The sequence below is a fragment of the Agarivorans sp. B2Z047 genome, from assembly GCF_023373605.1.
GTDB lineage: Bacteria > Pseudomonadota > Gammaproteobacteria > Enterobacterales > Celerinatantimonadaceae > Agarivorans > Agarivorans albus.
Genome location: NZ_CP088080.1, coordinates 3,101,131 through 3,119,388, shown reverse-complemented (window position 1 = coordinate 3,119,388; position 18,258 = coordinate 3,101,131). Strand labels below are relative to the sequence as shown.

Below are 18,258 nucleotides of genomic sequence, written 5' to 3'. Positions count from 1 at the left end.
ATTGAGAATCCAATCATTGTGTTTTTGTGTGAAGATTAATAACCCGAACAAATAGAAGTTTGGTTAAGCAGGTTGCTATGGTGCGTTGATATTTCGAAATAACTAACGAACATTGCCTCAAGCAAGCTATTGAGCTGCTGCGTATACGTAGTCGGTTATGTATTTAAAGGATAAGTTGTAGCAAGGCTTCGGTATGTGTTTTTAAAAGTGGCTGGACTCTTGCGTGAAAACCTTCTAACCATTTTGTTATATAGCTTTTCAGTGCAAGAAATCAATGTGGATATTTTTTTAGCCTCCTCAGACAAAGTGTAGATAAAGCTTCATAAAGCAGGCCTCGTTGAACACTAACTAAAGGGATATCAGTTTATGTCAATAAAAGGAATTAAACAAAGTAAGCCTATTTTTTGGGGGTTTGCAGGGGGAATTAGCTTACTTTTTATTGTTATTGTGGTCGGTGCTTTTAGTATAGCTCAGCTCTTTTTTGCCGTAGAACGATATGTTTCCGCTGGTGAATTAGTTAGTAAGCTAGAGCAAGCGCGCTTAAAAGAGCTTATTTTCACTAGGGATCATGATTTTGTAGCTGCCGAAGAAGGTCTAGGTAAAGTTAAAGAAGCATCCGAGTTAGCTATCAGTTTTGTGGAAAATGGTACTGATGTAAATAATCAGGGAAATTTAAGTAAGCTACCCAAAGCAATAGACGATTACCGTTATGGCTTCACTCAATATGTAGACTTAATTAAAGAAAGGTTGGCAGCGCGTGAACAAATGGTTATTGCAGCTGTGCAAGCCTCATCAAGTGCTTTATCTCTCCAGCATTTACAAGAAAAGTATATTGACTTTTATAGTAAGAAAATTAAACAACTGCGTGCGGAAGTGACGAGAGTGATCAATAACGCAAACAAAACTTACAACATCATCATTCCTGCCGAAATTGCTAAAGTGCATGAAAAAAGCTATTTACTTAACCAAAACCCCCAAGAGTTGATTAACGCCCGTAATGCGGTTAACAAAATCGCTAATATTACAGAGTTACTAAAAGCCAGCATTGAAAATGAAAATAGTAAGCAACTATTGGGCGACATGTCGCAAGCCACAAAGATCTATCTAGATGAACTAGGTAAACTTGAGAGAATTGTAAAAGCAGGATCGTTAGAGCAACGTAAGACAATTGTTAGCACCTTAGATCTACGTTCTAGTAATCTTATTAACGCCGCTTTTGCCTTGCGTGATAGCGAGCAAGAAGTACTGGTAAAAAAACGAAGGCAAATAGAGTCTACCCAAGAGTTAATGAGCGAGCGGTTGAAAATTAGTAAAGATATCGACAGTTTGTTGAACCGCCTCACCAATGCAAGGCAATCGGACCGAGACTTAGCTTTATCCAATACCTTAGAAGCAAAAAAGGTTTACGCCCGTTCGGTTATTTCTGATCTTGATAGCTTATTAAGCCGGGCGAAGAAGTTGCAGTTATCACTCATTGAAGATGACGAAATTTTAGCCTTCGCTAGTTTTGTGCCTGAGGTGTCTAATTATCTAGAAAACTTTAAAGCAGTCGAGCGTGTAAGCTTAGGTGTGTTTGAGGTATCTAGCGATATGATTGAGGCTGCACAAAAAGCAGATAGCCTACTACAAGATACGAGAGAGTTACGTTTCAACGATATGCAAAGTGCCCGTGGCTTATCACGCTTGCTTCTGCTGTTAGGTGTGGTATTCGCTGTTGCAATTGGTTTGTTGGCAGTCTTTATACGCAAGTCTCAATCGGCTATTGAAAACCTTGCTACCGAATTGAGCATTGCTAAAGATAAATCTGAGCAAGCTAATCAAGCTAAATCAACTTTTTTGGCGAATATGAGCCATGAGATACGCACCCCTATGAATGCCATTATCGGTATGAGTCACTTGGCCTTAAAGTCGAAGCTAAATAAAAGTCAATATGGTTACGTGAACAACATTCATCGTGCTGCAGAAGCGTTACTAGGCATCATTAATGACATTCTCGATTTCTCTAAAATCGAAGCTCGAAAGCTGGAACTTGAGAACATTAGCTTTGATTTAGAGCTAGTCATAAAGGATGTGAGCGACATTATGTCGCCGAAGGCAAATGAAAAGGGATTAGAGTTAGTTATTGATATGAGCGCGGCTATTCCTAAGGGGTTAATTGGCGATCCTCTTCGGATAAAGCAAGTGCTGCTTAATTTAGTTAGTAACGCAATTAAATTTACATGTTCCGGTGAGGTTACCATTTCTATAAAGCTGCGGGATGCCGACTCCGAATCTACTGAGTTGTTATTTTCGGTCAAAGATAGCGGTATTGGCATGACCGAAGTTCAATTAGACGGTTTGTTCTCTGCGTTTGTTCAAGCTGACAGTTCCACTACTCGCAAATTTGGTGGTACAGGGCTAGGGTTGGTTATTAGTAAAAGCCTAGTTGAGATGATGGGAGGTCGCATATACGTCGAAAGCGCTTACCAACAAGGAACTGAGTTTAGCTTTTGTTTGCCCGTAGAAATTGAGGATAGTAATGACCAGCTTAGTGTCCCAGATATGTTAAAGGACATAACCCTGATGGTTATAGATGATAACCCTTCTTCCCAAATTGCAATGACTAATATGCTGAGTTCAATGAACTTCAGGGTATTAACCTGCAGTGATAGCAATTCTGCTTTTCAGTTGATTAAACAGAATAATATTGATTTGCTGTTTGTATCGTGGGGCGAAGAGTCATACTCTAAAGAGCGGATAAGCAGATTATCAGCTTTTCTGGCTGATACCCGGCCACCGAAAATAGTGATTACATCTATGACTGGCAATGAGAATCTTCATTTGGTTTATAGTGAAGCTCAACTTGAAGTGAGCGATGTATTACGTAAACCATTAACACCCTCAAGTTTGTATGTGTCGATACTTAAAGTCTTTAGTATATCTAATCAAACAGAGCGTTTGTCGTTTGTGGACACAAGCGTTATTGACCAGGTCGCCAAACCGTTAAGCGGTGCCAAACTGTTGTTGGCAGAAGATAATGATATTAATCAAGAGTTGGCTATTGAGCTACTTGGCGAACAAGGCATTGAGTTGGTTGTAGTTGAAAACGGTCTTCAAGCAATCGCAATGCTAGAATTACATGAGTTCGACGGTATTTTGATGGACGGTCAAATGCCTGACATGGATGGCTATGAAGCAACCATGAAAATTAGGTCGAACCCTAAATATGCTCAACTTCCAATTCTTGCTATGACCGCTAACGTGACCACTCAAGATAAAGAAAAAGCCCTAGCGTGCGGTATGAACGACTTGATTGGCAAACCGCTCAATGTGGAAAAAATGTTTAAAACGATGGCTAAGTGGATAAAGCCTAAGAATAGCAAAGCAAAAGTGCAGCATCGCCAAACGGCACCATCAAAAATAAGCCCGGTAGAAACTAAAGTTCTGAAAATAAAAGAAGGTATTGCCACATGTAACAACAGCACAGCTTTGTATAGTAAAATATTAACGCGGTTTGAGCGCAGCTTTTGGGGGTTTGAGCAAGACTTTTTGGAAGCAGGGAGTATTCAAGAACAGCAGCGTATAGCGCATAGCCTTAAAGGCGTCGCAGGAACGATTGGCGCAAGCTTGTTGTTTCATCAAAGTGCTGCTTTAGAGAAGGCTTGTGAGCTTAACTTAGCCGAACAGATTAATGACACTTTAACACGCACACTCAACGAGTTGTCTAAAGTGCTTGCAGAGATACCAGGTTTACAAGTTCATTTTTCTAAGCTGCTGCAGGAGCGAGATGCTGTTGAGTCTGACTTAAGTCCTAAATATCAATCGGTTAACTTAAATTTGCTAATAGATTTAATGGAAAGCGCAGATATAGAAGCTGTAATTGTATGTCAGGAGCTATTTTCGAAACTGCCTGACGATGAACACCCTCTGTTACAGGATATTCAAAGATGCTTGCTTGAGTATGATTTTGAGCAAGCTCTACTTTTGGCAAAAGGAATAAAGGGAAATTTGCTAAATTAGTTCCGGCAGTACACTGCGCTGGTTCTTTTTAAGTACCATTCTTAATGCCTTTGTTGCTTGCTAACCGTAAGGCCTTACAATAAACCCTCTACCATAACCTTGTGAGCTGAAAAATCTACGATTTTCGAAAGGTAAAGTCACTTTAAATCTGAGCATGCGTACGTAGTATCACTGTTCATGATAAAGCACTCACTCACTCGTTAATGGTAGGAGCTTCGACATTTTAGTACTCTTGTTTTCATTAGGACTCTTTCCCTAAATCTACATACTTACCCTAATTGATTGTTTTAGCGAGGTCACCTCCCTCTCGTGATACATAGAGGGTACATTTTTGGTGGGCGGCTAATCTAAAGTAAAAGATTCAGTCAGTTGTTTTTTCTGCTGTTTGATTTTTAGGGTTGTTATTTATGATGAGCGTTTTGTTAGTCCGCGTGTTTTTATTACTTGTCACCTCATTAATGTTGTTTGGGTGTGTGGAAGATGTTGATACTTCTCCTGTTGAAGTGACCCCTATTGCAGCCCAAAGTGGTCTTGTTAATATTGTTGGCGGCGAGGACTCGCTCATCGATTTAAGTCCTTGGGTTCAGCATGGAGGCGGAGCCAAGCTTATTGGTGTAACTCCTGTGAATCAATCGGGCTCAGGAGAATGTAGTCAGCCTGTTTTGTCTGACGGACTCACGTTCACCTTGCGCGTTGAGGGGGCTGTGATGTGTGAGTACAGCTACCAAGTTGAAAGTCTTGCTGCACCGGGACAGATTCCGAGTCGCGACGGTGCCAATCTGCTGGTTGTTACCTCTGAAGAAGGGGCTCAGCTGCCTCCAATTCTGTTGGCTTTGTCCATAGGTGATGATGATGAAGTCGTGAATATCGAAGAGGCGCTTGATGAAAATTACCCCGAAGGATATTCGTTACATGAAGATACCACTGTATTGGGAAGTGGTATTGCAGTAGCAGATGGGGAAACCGGAAATATCACCTACACCATTGGTAATGAAGGGTATACTCGCGTGGTGTATATACTAGAAAGTCCGGAGGGAGGCAGTGTCAAGCTAGGGACTTTGGATATTGCCGTGTCTGATACTCTCAATCACCCACCTGTCGCTGATAACTTTGTCGTTGATGAAGGGGTGGAAGTTGATGTGGCGGTTATTATAGATGTGTCTGAGCATGTGGGCCCCGATGACCAGGTGGTCCAGCTCGTGGGAGTGGAGAGCATTACAGCCACTGTCACCTCGGCAGACCCAGACAACACCAGCAACACACAGTTTTCTTTTATCGCACCAACACCAGGTCTCCACTATGTTAGCTATTTAGTGCATGACCACTATGGTGGCTACGCTACTGCAATTGTCGAGGTTCACGTGATCCCCGCGGAGCATGAGCCTTTGTGGGGGGATATTGAAGTGCAAGGCTTAACATTTAGCGCCCCAATGACAGTGCGGGACGCACTTGAAGGGGAGGTGGTTTTTCAGAATGCTCGGATAGACAAAGGCTACAGCCCCTATGTGCTTATGGCTGCGTTCAGCGATGTAGGCGGAGAGAATTATTGCAATAGCTTTGCAAGAATTCCCACAGAGTCCGAAATGAATAAATTAATTGAAACTGATCCATCAATAGTCCATAAATGGCCAGCTGGCGAGCATTACCTCGTATTAAGCAATGATGAAATTAACACCATGTCTATGGATGGCCGGGTAACTCCCTATGTGTCCCCTGCATATTTAACCTGTGTAAGCGGTACCACTCTCGTTACGTTGGATATCGAAGTCGTAGATGGTTCAACTGTCGTTGCAGACGGAGTACAAAGGACTCGGATCAGCATTTGGGCGAAAAGTAGCGACGGATTGGCTTTACCAGGTGTTGTTATTAATATTGACCAAGAAGGTGAGGCCGACGCCCCTTCATCAGTCACCACTGATGATAATGGACAAGGAATGTTTGAGCTCCGCTCAACCGTTGCTAACGATGTTAAAATAACTGCATCATTAGCTGAGGGGGAATCTGATCCTGAGTCAGTGTCTGTTGTTGTTAAATTTATTGGTGATAAATCAACCGCCGAGTTAGTAAGGCTTAGCATTATAGAGGACGAAGGCTCTGCTGATGGTGTTATGGCAAACACGTTAGAGGTTGAGGTGATCGACGCTCTTGATAATCCCGTGTCGGGGGTGGATGTGACAATGAGTTACTCATCGGGGGAGGGGGCTCGTATTCTGACGACGGGGGATGCTGGTAAAGCGAACGGAGACGTGACCCTGTATTCCTCTGAAGAATTCAGGGGGGGGGTTGTGGATATTACTGCATCTTTAGGTTCAGATGTTGAAGAGGCCACTACAACTTTCCTCTGCCGTTTTATTGGTGATAGAGGGGAACGGTGTGCGGGGGATGGTGCGGTTTTTTTGGAAAATCGAACGTATTTGCCTCCTCTGAGCGTAAAAGAAGCCGAGCTTCTAGAAATTGAGTATCAAGATACACTTGATGGACTTGTTGAAGTTGCTTGGGATGTCTATTCAGATAAATATTGTAAAGCTTTACGTGACGTCAATTATCTTGGTCATGATTCCTGGGGGCGTCCTTATTCCTCTGAATGGGTGCCCATATGGAGGGCTTATACTAATGAACATGAACGTCACCTTTTTAATGATAAGCAGTGGATTGACCAGAGGTACTGGACTCATACCGATCATGGGTCGGGGAAAGTAACACACACATTGTCTGACATAACGGGTCACTATCGCCCCCGGGACACTCCGTTGCTTCTGAGTTGTTTTGTGAAGTAGTTAGGCTTATATTCGCGTAAGTGTTCTGACATTCCGTATTCTGGGCTGTTAGAGCGCGACTATATTTAGCGGTAATTAATTGAGAGTGTTGGTATCTAAATCGCAGGTGCTACGAAGGATGATATTTAGCTGTCAGCGAAACTGAGCGGCAGCCTAATGATTTTGAGTTTGTAATGTCTTTCTGTATTAAAATTGTCGGGAATATCTCGAATATTTACCATCTGTTGGGTAATTTCTTATTGGGGCTCAGATATATATGTTGGTGGGTCTTTGCTATTAATGTTCTTATCTAATAATGGTTATGATTGGTAAGGCTTGAGAATCCTAGACACTTTCTAGGCTCTCAAAATACCGCTGCTCGAAGTCCGCAGGAGACATTCGGTCATTGTTAGTATATCGACGTTTCGGATTGTAGAACATTTCGAATTAGTGGAAAATAGCTTGTCTAGCCTCATCTCTCGTTTTGTACTTAGTTTTGCGTTTAAGTTACTAAAGAAACTTTCTGCCACTGCGTTATCCCAACAATTTCCCCTACGGCTCATAATGGGTTTTATATCCAATTCAGCCAGTAGCTTTCTAAAGTTGCGGCTGGAATATTGAGAGCCCTGATCAGTATGTAGGTTCACCGTATTGTTCGGCTTTCGCCGCCAATACGCAGCAGTTAAGGCACCAAGCCTTCTGTCATACGTTCAACTATAGGCCACCCAATAATGTTGCGAGCGTGGAAATCCATCACTACAGCAAGAAACAGGAGCCTTCCTGGGTATGGATATAAGTAATATCGCTAACCCACCATTGATTAGGCTCCTCTACTGCAATTTCACGATTAAGCGTATTGGCTGCAATGATGTCTGGTTTACCACCATAACAGCCCTTTGGTGACTTATAGTCACGCTGTGCTTTTAACCCTGCTTGACGCATTAATTGCAGCACTCGGTCTTTGCCACAGGTAATGCGAGCTTCAAGTAAATCCTTATGAATATTGCGATAACCGTAATGACCGCTGCTATCAATCCAGAACTGTTTTATCTGACCCATGTGTTTTTTATCTGCACTTTCTCGTTGGCTTAGTGGCTGCTTAAGCCAGTCATAATAACCCTAGGGTGCACCTGAAAAGCCCGACACAGCAGCCGAACGGGTATTGATTGCTACGAGATTTTATGAACGGGTAGCGTTCTTTGACTCGTTTGCAAAGAGCGCGGCGGCTTCCTTTAATATGTCCCTCTCTTGCTGTGTGTGTTTAAGTTCTCGCTTAAGCTTAGCGACTTCAGCCTGAAGGTCTTGCTCTTGAATGCGTCGTTTAGGAGGTTTTGCGTAGGTACGCATCCAGTTATACAAGGCTTTAGTGCTTATGCCTAAACGCTCTGCGACATCGGCAACGGGGTAGCCGTGAACTGTGATTTGGTTAACGGCTTCTTGTTAGAATTCCGCTGAGTAGCGTGTGCCTTTGGTCATGGTTTTACCTTCTATAGTTAAGTTACATTTTTACCATGAAAGTGTCGGGGTTTCTCAGGTCTTACCTGTTCCTTGGTTGACTAAAACATCATTAATGGAGCCTCTGTTGGGTGCCGTAGTAAGCATATGAATCAATTATTCTGTCATATCATCATCTAAAACTACATTCTAATGACGTTTTGGGGAGGTTGGTATAGTTCAATCCGCGTCGGAGGTGCTTGTTGATAGGGGGGGCGAGTAACTTAGCAAGTTGTCCTTGCTAGCATCTATCTCAATATAAGGCCGTTGCATTACCTTGTATGAACGCACCTTCGAATTAAAAATAGCAATTGCTGTGTAGTAATATTCAGTTTCTATGCTAATAACTACCGCAGTATTTGGTTTAAGGGTGTGGTCTTTTATGCGGTGTTATTAAGTGGCTGCATGCTTCTATATTTAGCGTGGTGTAAATAGGGGGGGGGCATACCTCGTCACTTATAAGTTTTTAAATCCAAGGGTAAATCACGTAAAGACAATTCTTAACGTTGTTTGGGTAATAAGTGCTTAGTCAAGAACCTCGAGGTTGCTGCAACTTACCAAGTTGTACGCTTAACGGATGAAAATAGAAGAAATTTTTCGAGATTAGAATTGACGTAAATATATAGGTACTTATTACACTGTCCCTCTTTTTTGTTCGAAAGCAGTTTCGAATGGTTTGTTTTCGAGAGCTGGGCTTTCGATAAGTCATTTTGCAGCAATAGAGTTGGTGTTGAAAAATGACCTTGCACAAAGAGGCAAGAGATTAGCTTGGGTTGATGCGTTTCGGATACACAGGGGCTTCTTTTTGTGTCACTGTGTTGCTTTATTGTTTAGGGAGGTGACTACGTGAAAAAGTTGCGTTGTGTTGGGTGTCATTTGATTTTGATTTGACGTTAACTAAGGAGCATACTTATAATGAATTGGGACTTAAAGATGAAAAAGAGTCAACTGTAGCCAAGGCTGGTAGTGGCTGCGTAAATTTAATTGATTCTCGTTTGTTGGCTGATTTGATTGCGTTTATATGTGGAAAGAATCGTATGTTATTTGCCATTACGACAATGCAATCTGGTTACATTGTGCAAGCGGCTATAAAGTGTGACCCTAGATTAGCGCCAGTTTTTGAACTGTATATTGGAAGTCGTCTTTTTATTATAGATAGAAAAGCGGTTCAACGCCATGGGAATAAAGCCAACGCATTAGAGGCATTATTTGGCGTTCGTGAAAATGCTAATGGCATTCATTCAGGTGTTCACTTTGATGATTGTCGTAACGATGAACCTAAGTTCGAAATCAAAAATATGGGGTTTTGTCACATGGTGCCAAGATGCGGTTTTGGTACCAGTATGACTAGTAGCTTGTGTCGCGGTATTGCTCGTCTCCCTCGAGCTTTTAATCGTGTCGGGGTGGTGCCTGATGTTCCAACGTACGCTAGCTCAATGTACGCTAATGTAGAAGGCTTCGCTGTTCCCTTTGGTGTTGAGTTCGAGCTTGGAATGATTAGGTCTCATTCCAAGGGGTTATCAGGGTTTATTAGTGATTTGATGCTTGTCATCGCAAGTGCCAAAGTGTCCGAAAGGGGACAAATATCAAAAAGATAGTTGCTGAAAATGACCATTAACGTTGAAATTAATTTTCCTATCTAATAATGATTATAATATGACCTTCTAGTAACAGTGGAACTATTGTGCCAGCTCACATACTGCTTATTTAATAGTAAAAATATTGACGTCTTGTTTCAGCAGTGCGAGGCAAGTGGGCATTACTGTCTCCGGACTTCGTTTAATTTAAAAAAGAATTTTCAGAGGGGCTCGGTTGTGCCTCTTTACCCCAAGCTATATGCTCTTTCTTCTGGGGTGATGGCACCAACGACCCTAACCCCGATAAGCACCCAAATCGAGAGCGCCCCCTAAACCAAGTGATATCTACGTTTTTAACAGTATAGTTGTTCGTGGCGTCAAAATAGTGTGGATGCTAAGGGTTAAATGTAAAAAATATCGCCGAGGCTGCACGTGTAATGACTTAATATATAGTTAGTTATTTGAATCGACATAGACCACTTAAACATAACTGTGGGGTATCACTATCGAAAGCTGGCCTACAAATACCTTGGACTTTATAACGGTTGGCTAAATCTAGTTGAATGCTACAGTCTTAATTCATTCATAAGTGCAAGCTTCTCCTCAATGTTTTACGTTGTCCCTTAGGTGGTCGTTACAGCTGAAAAGTTGCCCCTTGTGATACTTAGTGGATACATGTTGAGGGGGGGGGGAGTATATATTTGTAAGTGGTTGGTAGTTTAATTATTTAGTCTGGTATTTTTAGTGCGTTTATTTATGGTTTCTTTATTTTTAGTTCGTGTGTTCATATTGCTTTTTGCCTCATTGATGTTGTTTGGGTGTGTGGAAGATGTTGATACGCATCCAGTTGATGTGGTTCCTATTGTAGCCCAAAGTGGTCTTGTTACTGTCCTAGGGGGTGAGGACTCGCTCATCGATTTAAGTCCTTGGGTTCAGCATGGAGATGGTGCCAAACTTATTGGTGTAACTCCTGTGAATCAATCGGGCTCTGGAGAATGTGGTCAGCCAGTTTTGTCTGACGGTCTCACTTTCGTCTCGCGTATCGAGGGGGCAGTGATGTGTGAGTACAGCTACCAAGTTGAAAGTGTTGCTGCGCCGGGACAGATTCCGAGTCGTGACGATGCCAATCTGCTGGTTGTTACCTCTGAAGGTGGGGCTCAGCTGCCTCCAATTTCGCTGGCTTTGTCCATAGGTGATGATGATGAAGTCGTGAATATCGAAGAAGCGCTTGATGAAAATTACCCCGAAGGATATTCGTTACATGAAGATACCACTGTATTGGGAAGTGGTATTGCAGTAGCAGATGAGGAAGCTGGAAATATCACCTACACCATTGATGATGAAGGGTATACTCGGGTGGTGTATATACTAGAAAGTCCGGACGGAGGTAGTGTCAAGCTAGGGACTTTGGATATTGCCGTGTCTGATACTCTCAATCACGCACCTGTCGCTGATAACTTTGTCGTTGATGAAGGGGTGGAAGTTGATGTGGAGGTTGTTATAGATGTGTCTGAGTATGTGGGCCCCGATGACAAGGTGGTCCAGCTCGTGGGAGTGGAGAGCATTACAGCCACTGTCATCTCGGTAGACCCAGAAAACAGCAGCACACAGTTTTCTTTTATCGCACCAACACCGGGTCTCCACTATGTTAGCTATTTAGTGCATGACCACTATGGTGGCTACGCTACTGCAATTGTCGAGGTTCACGTGTTCCCCGCGGAGCATGAGCCTTTGTGGGGGGATATTGAAGTGCAAGGCTTAACATTTAGCGCCCCAATGACAGTGCGGGGCGCACTTGAAGGGGAGGTGGATTTTCAGAATTTTTGGGTCGAAAAAGACTACACCCCTTATGTGCTTATGGCTGCGTTCAGCGATGTAGGCGGAGAGAATTATTGCAATAGCTTTGCAAGAATTCCCACAGAGTCCGAAATGAATGAATTAGTTGAAACTGATCCATCAATAGTCCATAACTGGCCAGCTGGCGCGCATTACCTCGTATTAAAGAATAATTTAATTCAGACCATGTCTATGGATGGCCGGGTAGCTCCCTATGTGTCCCCTGCATACTTAACCTGTGTAACCGGTGTTGGCATCCTTCGGTTGAATATCTATACCGTAGATGGTTCAACTGTCGTTGCAGACGGAGTTGCAAGAACTCGGGTCAGAATTCAGGTGAGCGATATCGCTGGCAGAGTTGTACCGGGTGTCGTCATTAATATCGAGCAAGAAGGTGAGGCCGATGCTCCTTCATCAGTCGTCAGCAATGAAAATGGACAAGCAACGTTTGAGCTTCGCTCAACCGTTGCTAACGATGTCAAAATAACTGCATCATTAGCAGAGGGTGAATCCGACCCAGAGTCAGTGTCGGTTGTTGTTGAATTCATTGGTGATAAATCAACCGCCGAGTTGGCAGGGCTTGAAATTATAGAGGACGAGGCTTCTGCAGATGGTGTTATGGTAAACACGTTTGAGGTTGAGGTGGTCGATGCTTATGGAAATCCAGTGGAGGGAGTGGATGTGGATATGCATTACTCAGGTTCCGGTAACGGGCCTTATTCTGTGGCGTCGGGGGCTGCTGGTAAAGGGAGGGGGGACGTGACCCTGTATTCCTCTGAAGAATTCAGGGGGGGGGGTGTGGATATTACTGCATCTTTAGGTTCAACTGATCTGGAGGCCACTACAACTTTCTTCTGCCGTTTTTTGGATGGCAGAGGGGAAGGGTGTGCGGGGGATTTTGCAGTCTTTATATGGGTAGAGACTTTGCCTCCTCTGCATTACAAAGAAGCCGACCGTCTAGGAATTGAGTATCAATCTAGTTCTGCAGCAGGTGCTGTTAAAGTAACAATGAGTAATGGCTATACACATAAATATTGTGAAGCTTTAAATAGTGTCAATTATCTTGGCAGTCGTAGTTGGAAGGTCCCTGACATCGAGGAGGCGAGGAAGCTGCAGTGGAATTATAGGTATGAGCAGCACAAATTCAATCACCGGTGGATTGCCGACGAAGACAGTTTTTACTGGACCTACGATGCGTACATGCCGGCTTCAAACTCATACTTGTTGGAGGGTGACAATGTTGGTGATTGGCATTTGAACGATGAAGACAGTCATCAGTTTTTGAGTTGTATTGATGGAGACATGCCCAAGGCTAAATGAGCCAGGCTTGTATTCACATAAGTGTTCTGACATTCTGGGCTGTCAGAGCACGACTATATTTAGCGGTAATTAATTGAGAGTGTTGGTATCTAAATCGTAGGTGCTACGAAGGATGATATTTAGCTGCCAGCGAAACTGAGCGGCAGCCCAATACTTTTGAGGTTACAATGTCTTTGATAGAGTCTTGTATTAAAATTGAAGGCAATGTCGCGAATATTTACCATCTGTTGGGTAATTTCTTATTGGCGCTCAGATGTATATGTTGGTGGGTCTGTGTTAGTAATTTTCCTACCTAATAATGGTTATGATATAACCTTACAGTAACAGTGGAACTATTGTGCCAGCTCACATACAGCTTATTTAATAGTAAGAATATTGACGTATTGTTTCAGCAGTGCGAGGCAAGTGGGTATTACTGTCTCCGGACTTCGTTTAATTTAAAAAAGAATTTTCAGAGGGGCTCGGTTGTGCCTCTGTACCCCAAGCTATATGCTCTTTCTTCTGGGGTGATAGCACCAACGACCCTAACCCCGATAAGTACCCAAATCGAGAGCGCCCCCTAAACCAAGTGATATCTACGTTTTTAACAGTATAGTTGTTCGTAGCGTCAAAATAGTGTGGATGCTAAGGGTTAAATGTAAAAAATATCGCCGAGGCTGCACGTGTAATGACTTAATATATAGTTAGTTATTTGAATCGACATAGACCACTTAAACATAACTGTGGGGTATCACTATCGAAAGCTGACCTACAAATACCTTGGACTTTATAACGGTTGGCTAAATCTAGTTGAATGCTACAGTCTTAATTCATTCATATTTACACCTTCAATATTATATCAGTCCCACTTTATGGTTTAATTATGCGGGAAACTATTAAGAGGTTTAATCGTCGTGTTTTCCCATAGGTATCCATGCTCAAACCAACTAATTAAGTTCCTTGACCATAACTATCTGTTTCGAAGCGCTTGCCATTGTTTTGACACGGAGCACTAAAAGCATATGGCTCTTAACTCTTATTGGGCTTTGTCATTGAGGATAGGGGAATGGTGACTTTTAACAGCAAACTTATCTTCAATGTTTTACGTTGTCTCTTAGATGGTTGTTGCTACTGAATAGTTGCCTGTTGTGATACTTAAAGGATACATGTCTGTGGAGGTTTGTGAGTATCATTACTTTGCGAGTGGTTAATTGTGTGATTATTTGGGCCGGTATTTTGTACCGGCTTTTTTTTGTTCTTACACCTGTGGTTTTTGTAGCGCATTGGTATGACTTTGGGGTTTAAAGGGCTGTTACTTATGATGACTCTATTTTTAGTTCGAGTGTTTCTATTGCTTGTGGCCTTCTTAGTGTTGTTTGGGTGAGTGGCAGAAGTTGACTGGTACTCTGTTGAAGTGGCGTCTATTGTAGCCCAAAGTGGTCTCGCTGTTGTTCTTGGTGGAGAGGGTTTGCTCGTTAATTTCTGGTATTAAGATAGCGACTACTTTTTTAGGATGAGGCTGTCATCTTTGATTCGCTTAAGTTTTAGTTTTAACTCGTAGATTTCTATTATACTTGGTGCAGAAGGTGTCGCCGACTTTTGGGTGTGTAACTGACTGTCGACATAGCTAGCCCTAAATTGTCGGTAACACCATTAATACCTACTATCTGTTGTGTAATTTCTTATTGGCATTCAGGTATTTATATTGTTTGGTTTTTTGCAACGTTGCTTACTTTAGTGGTGATACCTTTGTTCTTTGATATTCCGTATTTAAGCCAACTCTCCCGCCGCTGATCAGACAGCAGAGTAAGCGGTAGAACAATTAGAAAATAAGACATGAACAAAAGTAGGGCGCACATTGCGGTTAGCTGAGTGGGCCTTATTATTTAGCGCCTTGTCGGCGTTAAGGGAAGGAATAAAGAATGAATGTTATTGAAATAGAAGGCTTTCTTACCTTCACTTTGGCAATTATGTTGTTATTTGTAGGTAAATGGGCCACTGCAAAATTTGCTGTGTTACGTAATTACAGTATCCCAGAACCAGTGATTGGTGGTTTTGTCTGCGCAACGGGTGTAGCGCTGCTTTACTATTTGGCAAATATTCAACTGCAATTCGACCTAGAGTTACGTGACTACCTGCTGCTGTACTTCTTTGCGGGCATTGGCCTTAAGGCCGATTTTAAAACGCTCGTCTCTGGTGGCAAGCCCTTGTTGGTGCTAACCCTTTTGGCGGTTATCTACATCGTGCTCCAAAACGGCATTGGTTTAGGCGTGGCCACTATGTTCGGCCTGGAACCTATTGTTGGCCTGCTTTCTGGCTCAATATCTTTGATTGGTGGAGTAGGGACGACCATGGCTTGGGCGCCTACCTTTGAAGAAATGGGTATAGAGGGGGCTGCAGAGTTAGGCATTGCCAGCAATACCGTTGGCTTGATTGCCGCGTGTTTGATTGGTGGTCCAATTGCTAAGTATTTGATCAATCGTAATCAATTAAAAGCTGTTGAAGGGGATGAGCTAGATATTGGTGTTCATCATGAACAGTCTGTTCATTTGGACCACTTTGGTTACCTGTATGCTTGGCTGTTTTTGAATATCAGTATGATATTAGGTTACATGCTGGATTTAGTACTGCAAGAAGCTGGTCTTAACGTCCCACTATTCGTGTCTTGCCTGATTGCAGGTATCGGCATAGGAAACTTTAAGAGCCTCGTTCTTAAAAAGAAAATGGATGAGAACGCCAGTAAAGGTTTAAGCCTTATCTCTGATATCTGTTTGGGTATGTTCTTAACCATGGCCTTGATGGGCTTGCAGCTTTGGCAGTTGGTGAGTTCTATTGGTTTCATCGGCATAGTGATGTTTGCTCAACTGGTGCTTTCGATAAGCTTCACTGTGTTTATCGTATTTAAGCTTATGGGTAAAGACTATGAAGCCGCGGTCATCAGTTCGGGTTTCGGCGGTATTACCCTAGGCTCAACGGCTACTGCGATTGTGAATATGACAGCGGTAACTCAACAACATGGCGCAGCGCACAAGGCCTTTATTATCGTACCTTTGGTGTGTGGTTTCTTTATTGATATAGCCAATGCCCTAATCATTAATGGCCTTATTGGTTTATTTGCATAAGCTTTTGGTAAATCAGCCTCTAATTACAGAGGCTGATTTGTTGATGCAAATTTGAATTTCTCTTATTTCTTTACGGGTTTATGCTCGCGTAGGATAATGAATTGGTTTCGTTTTGGTAGGAGTCTCTATGAATCAAACTAATTTCACTGCTGCTATGTTAATTGCAATTATCTTAATCCCAGTCTTAATTAGTCGAGTTGCGGGCTAAGTCTTTTCCTTTAGAAAAACGCTTAAAAGCATTACTTAGTAAGAGATCGCTAAGTAATGCTCTGTGCTTACTTTCCTGTTGCGTTAACGAGATGTTGGTTTGAATTTGAAAGCCAATATGGTGGCGATTGAATGGCCGAAAGTGCCCACTGTAGTTGTTGGTATTCCTTGCCACTGCAAGGTCAGCTTTGAGTTGTTTATTAGTCAAGCGTAGCTTTCTAAAATTTTGGTTTGTCCATGCCGTGTGTATTTTTAAAGTCGACTTTTACGTTTACGGGGGAATGGAGATGCTAGGTCAGTTTGGGTTCCATTGACAAAGTCATACTGGTAGCCCACGTCAAAGGCTAAGTCACCCACGGTCAAGTCATCACGTGAAGTACCTAAATAAACGTGCTGATTGCGCAGCTGTCCCAAGTCACAACTTAAGCTCCCTAATGGAATAGCAATAAAGTCCTCTTTGCTATTTGGCTTATAGATTTAAAGGTATTGAGGAACACTAAATTTGGCTTTCTCTAAGTCATGAATCAAATAAATCACCTGAAGAATAATCATTAATTAATCAAGGGGGGGGAGGCAAATTTAAGAGAGGGATTTTAGACGGTAGCCAAGTTGGCTATCAGCAGTGTCATGGATAACAAGCTACCCGAAATTTAGTTGCTAGGTGTTTGGCCTGGTAATAGCGAGTTAGGAACCATTTCATGACTATCAGCACTGCAGCGGTTGCAATCAACAGCACTGCACTTTTTTCACCATGGCAACGAGCGCAACTCGTAAAATGTTTACAAGTATTAGCCTTAATAGTGGCTTTAGTTAGCACAGGTGTTGTGGCCCAAGACAAGTCATCTACTTATCAGTCAGTAGAACCTCGCAATAGCTATTTTGCTTTAACCATGGGGTCGGGCATCACCAACGTTGAAGGTGTGGATAAAGAAGATAAGAAACAAAACCACCGCTCATTTGATGTACGCTTTGGCCAGTATTTGAAAGACAGTGTCCGTTTAGATTTTGTGCATGCTAATGAGGGCCACCCATACAACCACCATCGAGATGGTTTTTCTACCCAATTGGTTTACACCCCTATGTTGACTAAAGCAGCCAGATTAGAGCTTGGTAGTGGTCCTTACTTTTCATTTGATACCACTAGAAATGCCGAAGGTGTAGAACTTAACGAAAAAGGTTTGGGCATAGTTAGCACTGTAGCCTTGGTATATCCCATTAATTACATCGGAGCGGGTGCCCACATACGGGGCCAATGGAACAATTATCTAATTCCAGATAGGCCAACCAGTAACTCCTTTTTAGTGGGCTTTGGTATTGATATCGTTAATGGCAGTAATCAAGTTAAGCAAGGTGGGAACGGATTTATTAATGAAGTGTGGGTGTCGTTAGCAAATACTAAAATCAATCATGGCGGTCCAGAAACCACTGTGGGCTACAGCGCTGAAGGTGCTCATCGTTTCTCAAATAATTACGCTGTGTCACTAGGTTGGTTAGACGAGGGTGGTGATAGTGGGTGGACTGAGCGTCGCGGAATTGCCGCTCAACTCTGGCGCTTTATTCCACTAGGAAACCACCTTGAAGGACGATTTGGTGCGGGACCTTACTTTGCCCAAGACAAGTATGAGCACACAAGTGCTTTCGACACGAAGGGAGTTGTCACCATTGGGGTGAACTATTACCCACATTGGCGTAATGCTCAAAGTTGGTTTATTGGTGGTAGTTTAACCAGAGTGATTGATAAAAAAGGTTATGAAAATGATGCTGACATAGCGCGACTGACTATCGGTTATCGAATCTAAAAAAGACAAGGCAGCGATATGGATGAATAACTGGTTTGACGGCTTTCACTTTCAGGATTGACTAAGCTTGGTTCATTTCAAACGCTTTAACCTAAACGGTGGTATTTTCATTTAGGCACTTATGATTAACCGAATAGGATATATCTTGAATGGTGTTGAGACGCTTGAG

At 42.6% G+C, this 18,258-nt stretch carries 7 protein-coding genes and 1 pseudogene; 6 read left to right on the top strand and 2 right to left on the bottom strand.

Features of this window, described 5'->3' with window-relative positions:
• The first annotated feature begins 366 nt into the window (after positions 1–366).
• Positions 367–3,999, top strand: coding sequence for a response regulator (locus tag LQZ07_RS14330; RefSeq protein ID WP_152784598.1), 3,633 nt, complete (start codon positions 367–369; stop codon positions 3,997–3,999).
• A 407-nt stretch (positions 4,000–4,406) separates the two neighbouring features.
• Positions 4,407–6,776 carry an Ig-like domain-containing protein gene (locus tag LQZ07_RS14325; protein WP_152784600.1) on the top strand — a complete coding sequence of 790 codons (2,370 nt, stop codon included), beginning with the start codon at positions 4,407–4,409 and terminating at the stop codon, positions 6,774–6,776.
• A 324-nt stretch (positions 6,777–7,100) separates the two neighbouring features.
• Here the strand turns inward: LQZ07_RS14325 and LQZ07_RS14320 are convergent.
• Positions 7,101–8,192 (bottom strand): annotated as a pseudogene (locus tag LQZ07_RS14320) (IS3 family transposase); the annotation flags it as partial.
• 926 nt (positions 8,193–9,118) lie between these two features.
• On the opposite strand from LQZ07_RS14320, the gene LQZ07_RS14315 reads away from it, so the two are divergent.
• The 3 genes from LQZ07_RS14315 to gltS all read left to right on the top strand — a co-directional run bounded on the left by LQZ07_RS14315 (position 9,119) and on the right by gltS (position 16,083).
• The gene (locus LQZ07_RS14315; protein WP_152784602.1) at positions 9,119–9,847 is read left to right on the top strand and encodes a hypothetical protein; all 729 of its coding nucleotides are present in this window, start codon (positions 9,119–9,121) and stop codon (positions 9,845–9,847) included.
• Positions 9,848–10,570: 723 nt separating this feature from the next.
• Positions 10,571–12,982: an Ig-like domain-containing protein gene (locus LQZ07_RS14310; protein ID WP_152784605.1), complete on the top strand. Its 2,412-nt coding sequence runs from the start codon at positions 10,571–10,573 to the stop codon at positions 12,980–12,982.
• Positions 12,983–14,883: 1,901 nt separating this feature from the next.
• Entirely contained in the window at positions 14,884–16,083 is a 1,200-nt protein-coding gene (gene gltS, locus LQZ07_RS14305) for a sodium/glutamate symporter (RefSeq protein WP_152784607.1), read from the top strand.
• A gap of 459 nt (positions 16,084–16,542) precedes the next feature.
• Here the strand turns inward: gltS and LQZ07_RS14300 are convergent, their stop codons facing one another.
• Positions 16,543–16,767 (bottom strand): DUF2860 family protein, encoded by a 225-nt coding sequence (locus LQZ07_RS14300; RefSeq protein ID WP_256471417.1) that lies wholly within the window; start codon positions 16,765–16,767, stop codon positions 16,543–16,545.
• 221 nt (positions 16,768–16,988) lie between these two features.
• Here LQZ07_RS14300 and LQZ07_RS14295 point away from each other — a divergent pair, with 221 nt between their 5' ends.
• Positions 16,989–18,089, top strand: a complete 1,101-nt coding sequence (locus LQZ07_RS14295) for a hypothetical protein (RefSeq protein WP_152784609.1) — start codon at positions 16,989–16,991, stop codon at positions 18,087–18,089.
• Positions 18,090–18,258 lie beyond the last annotated feature (169 nt).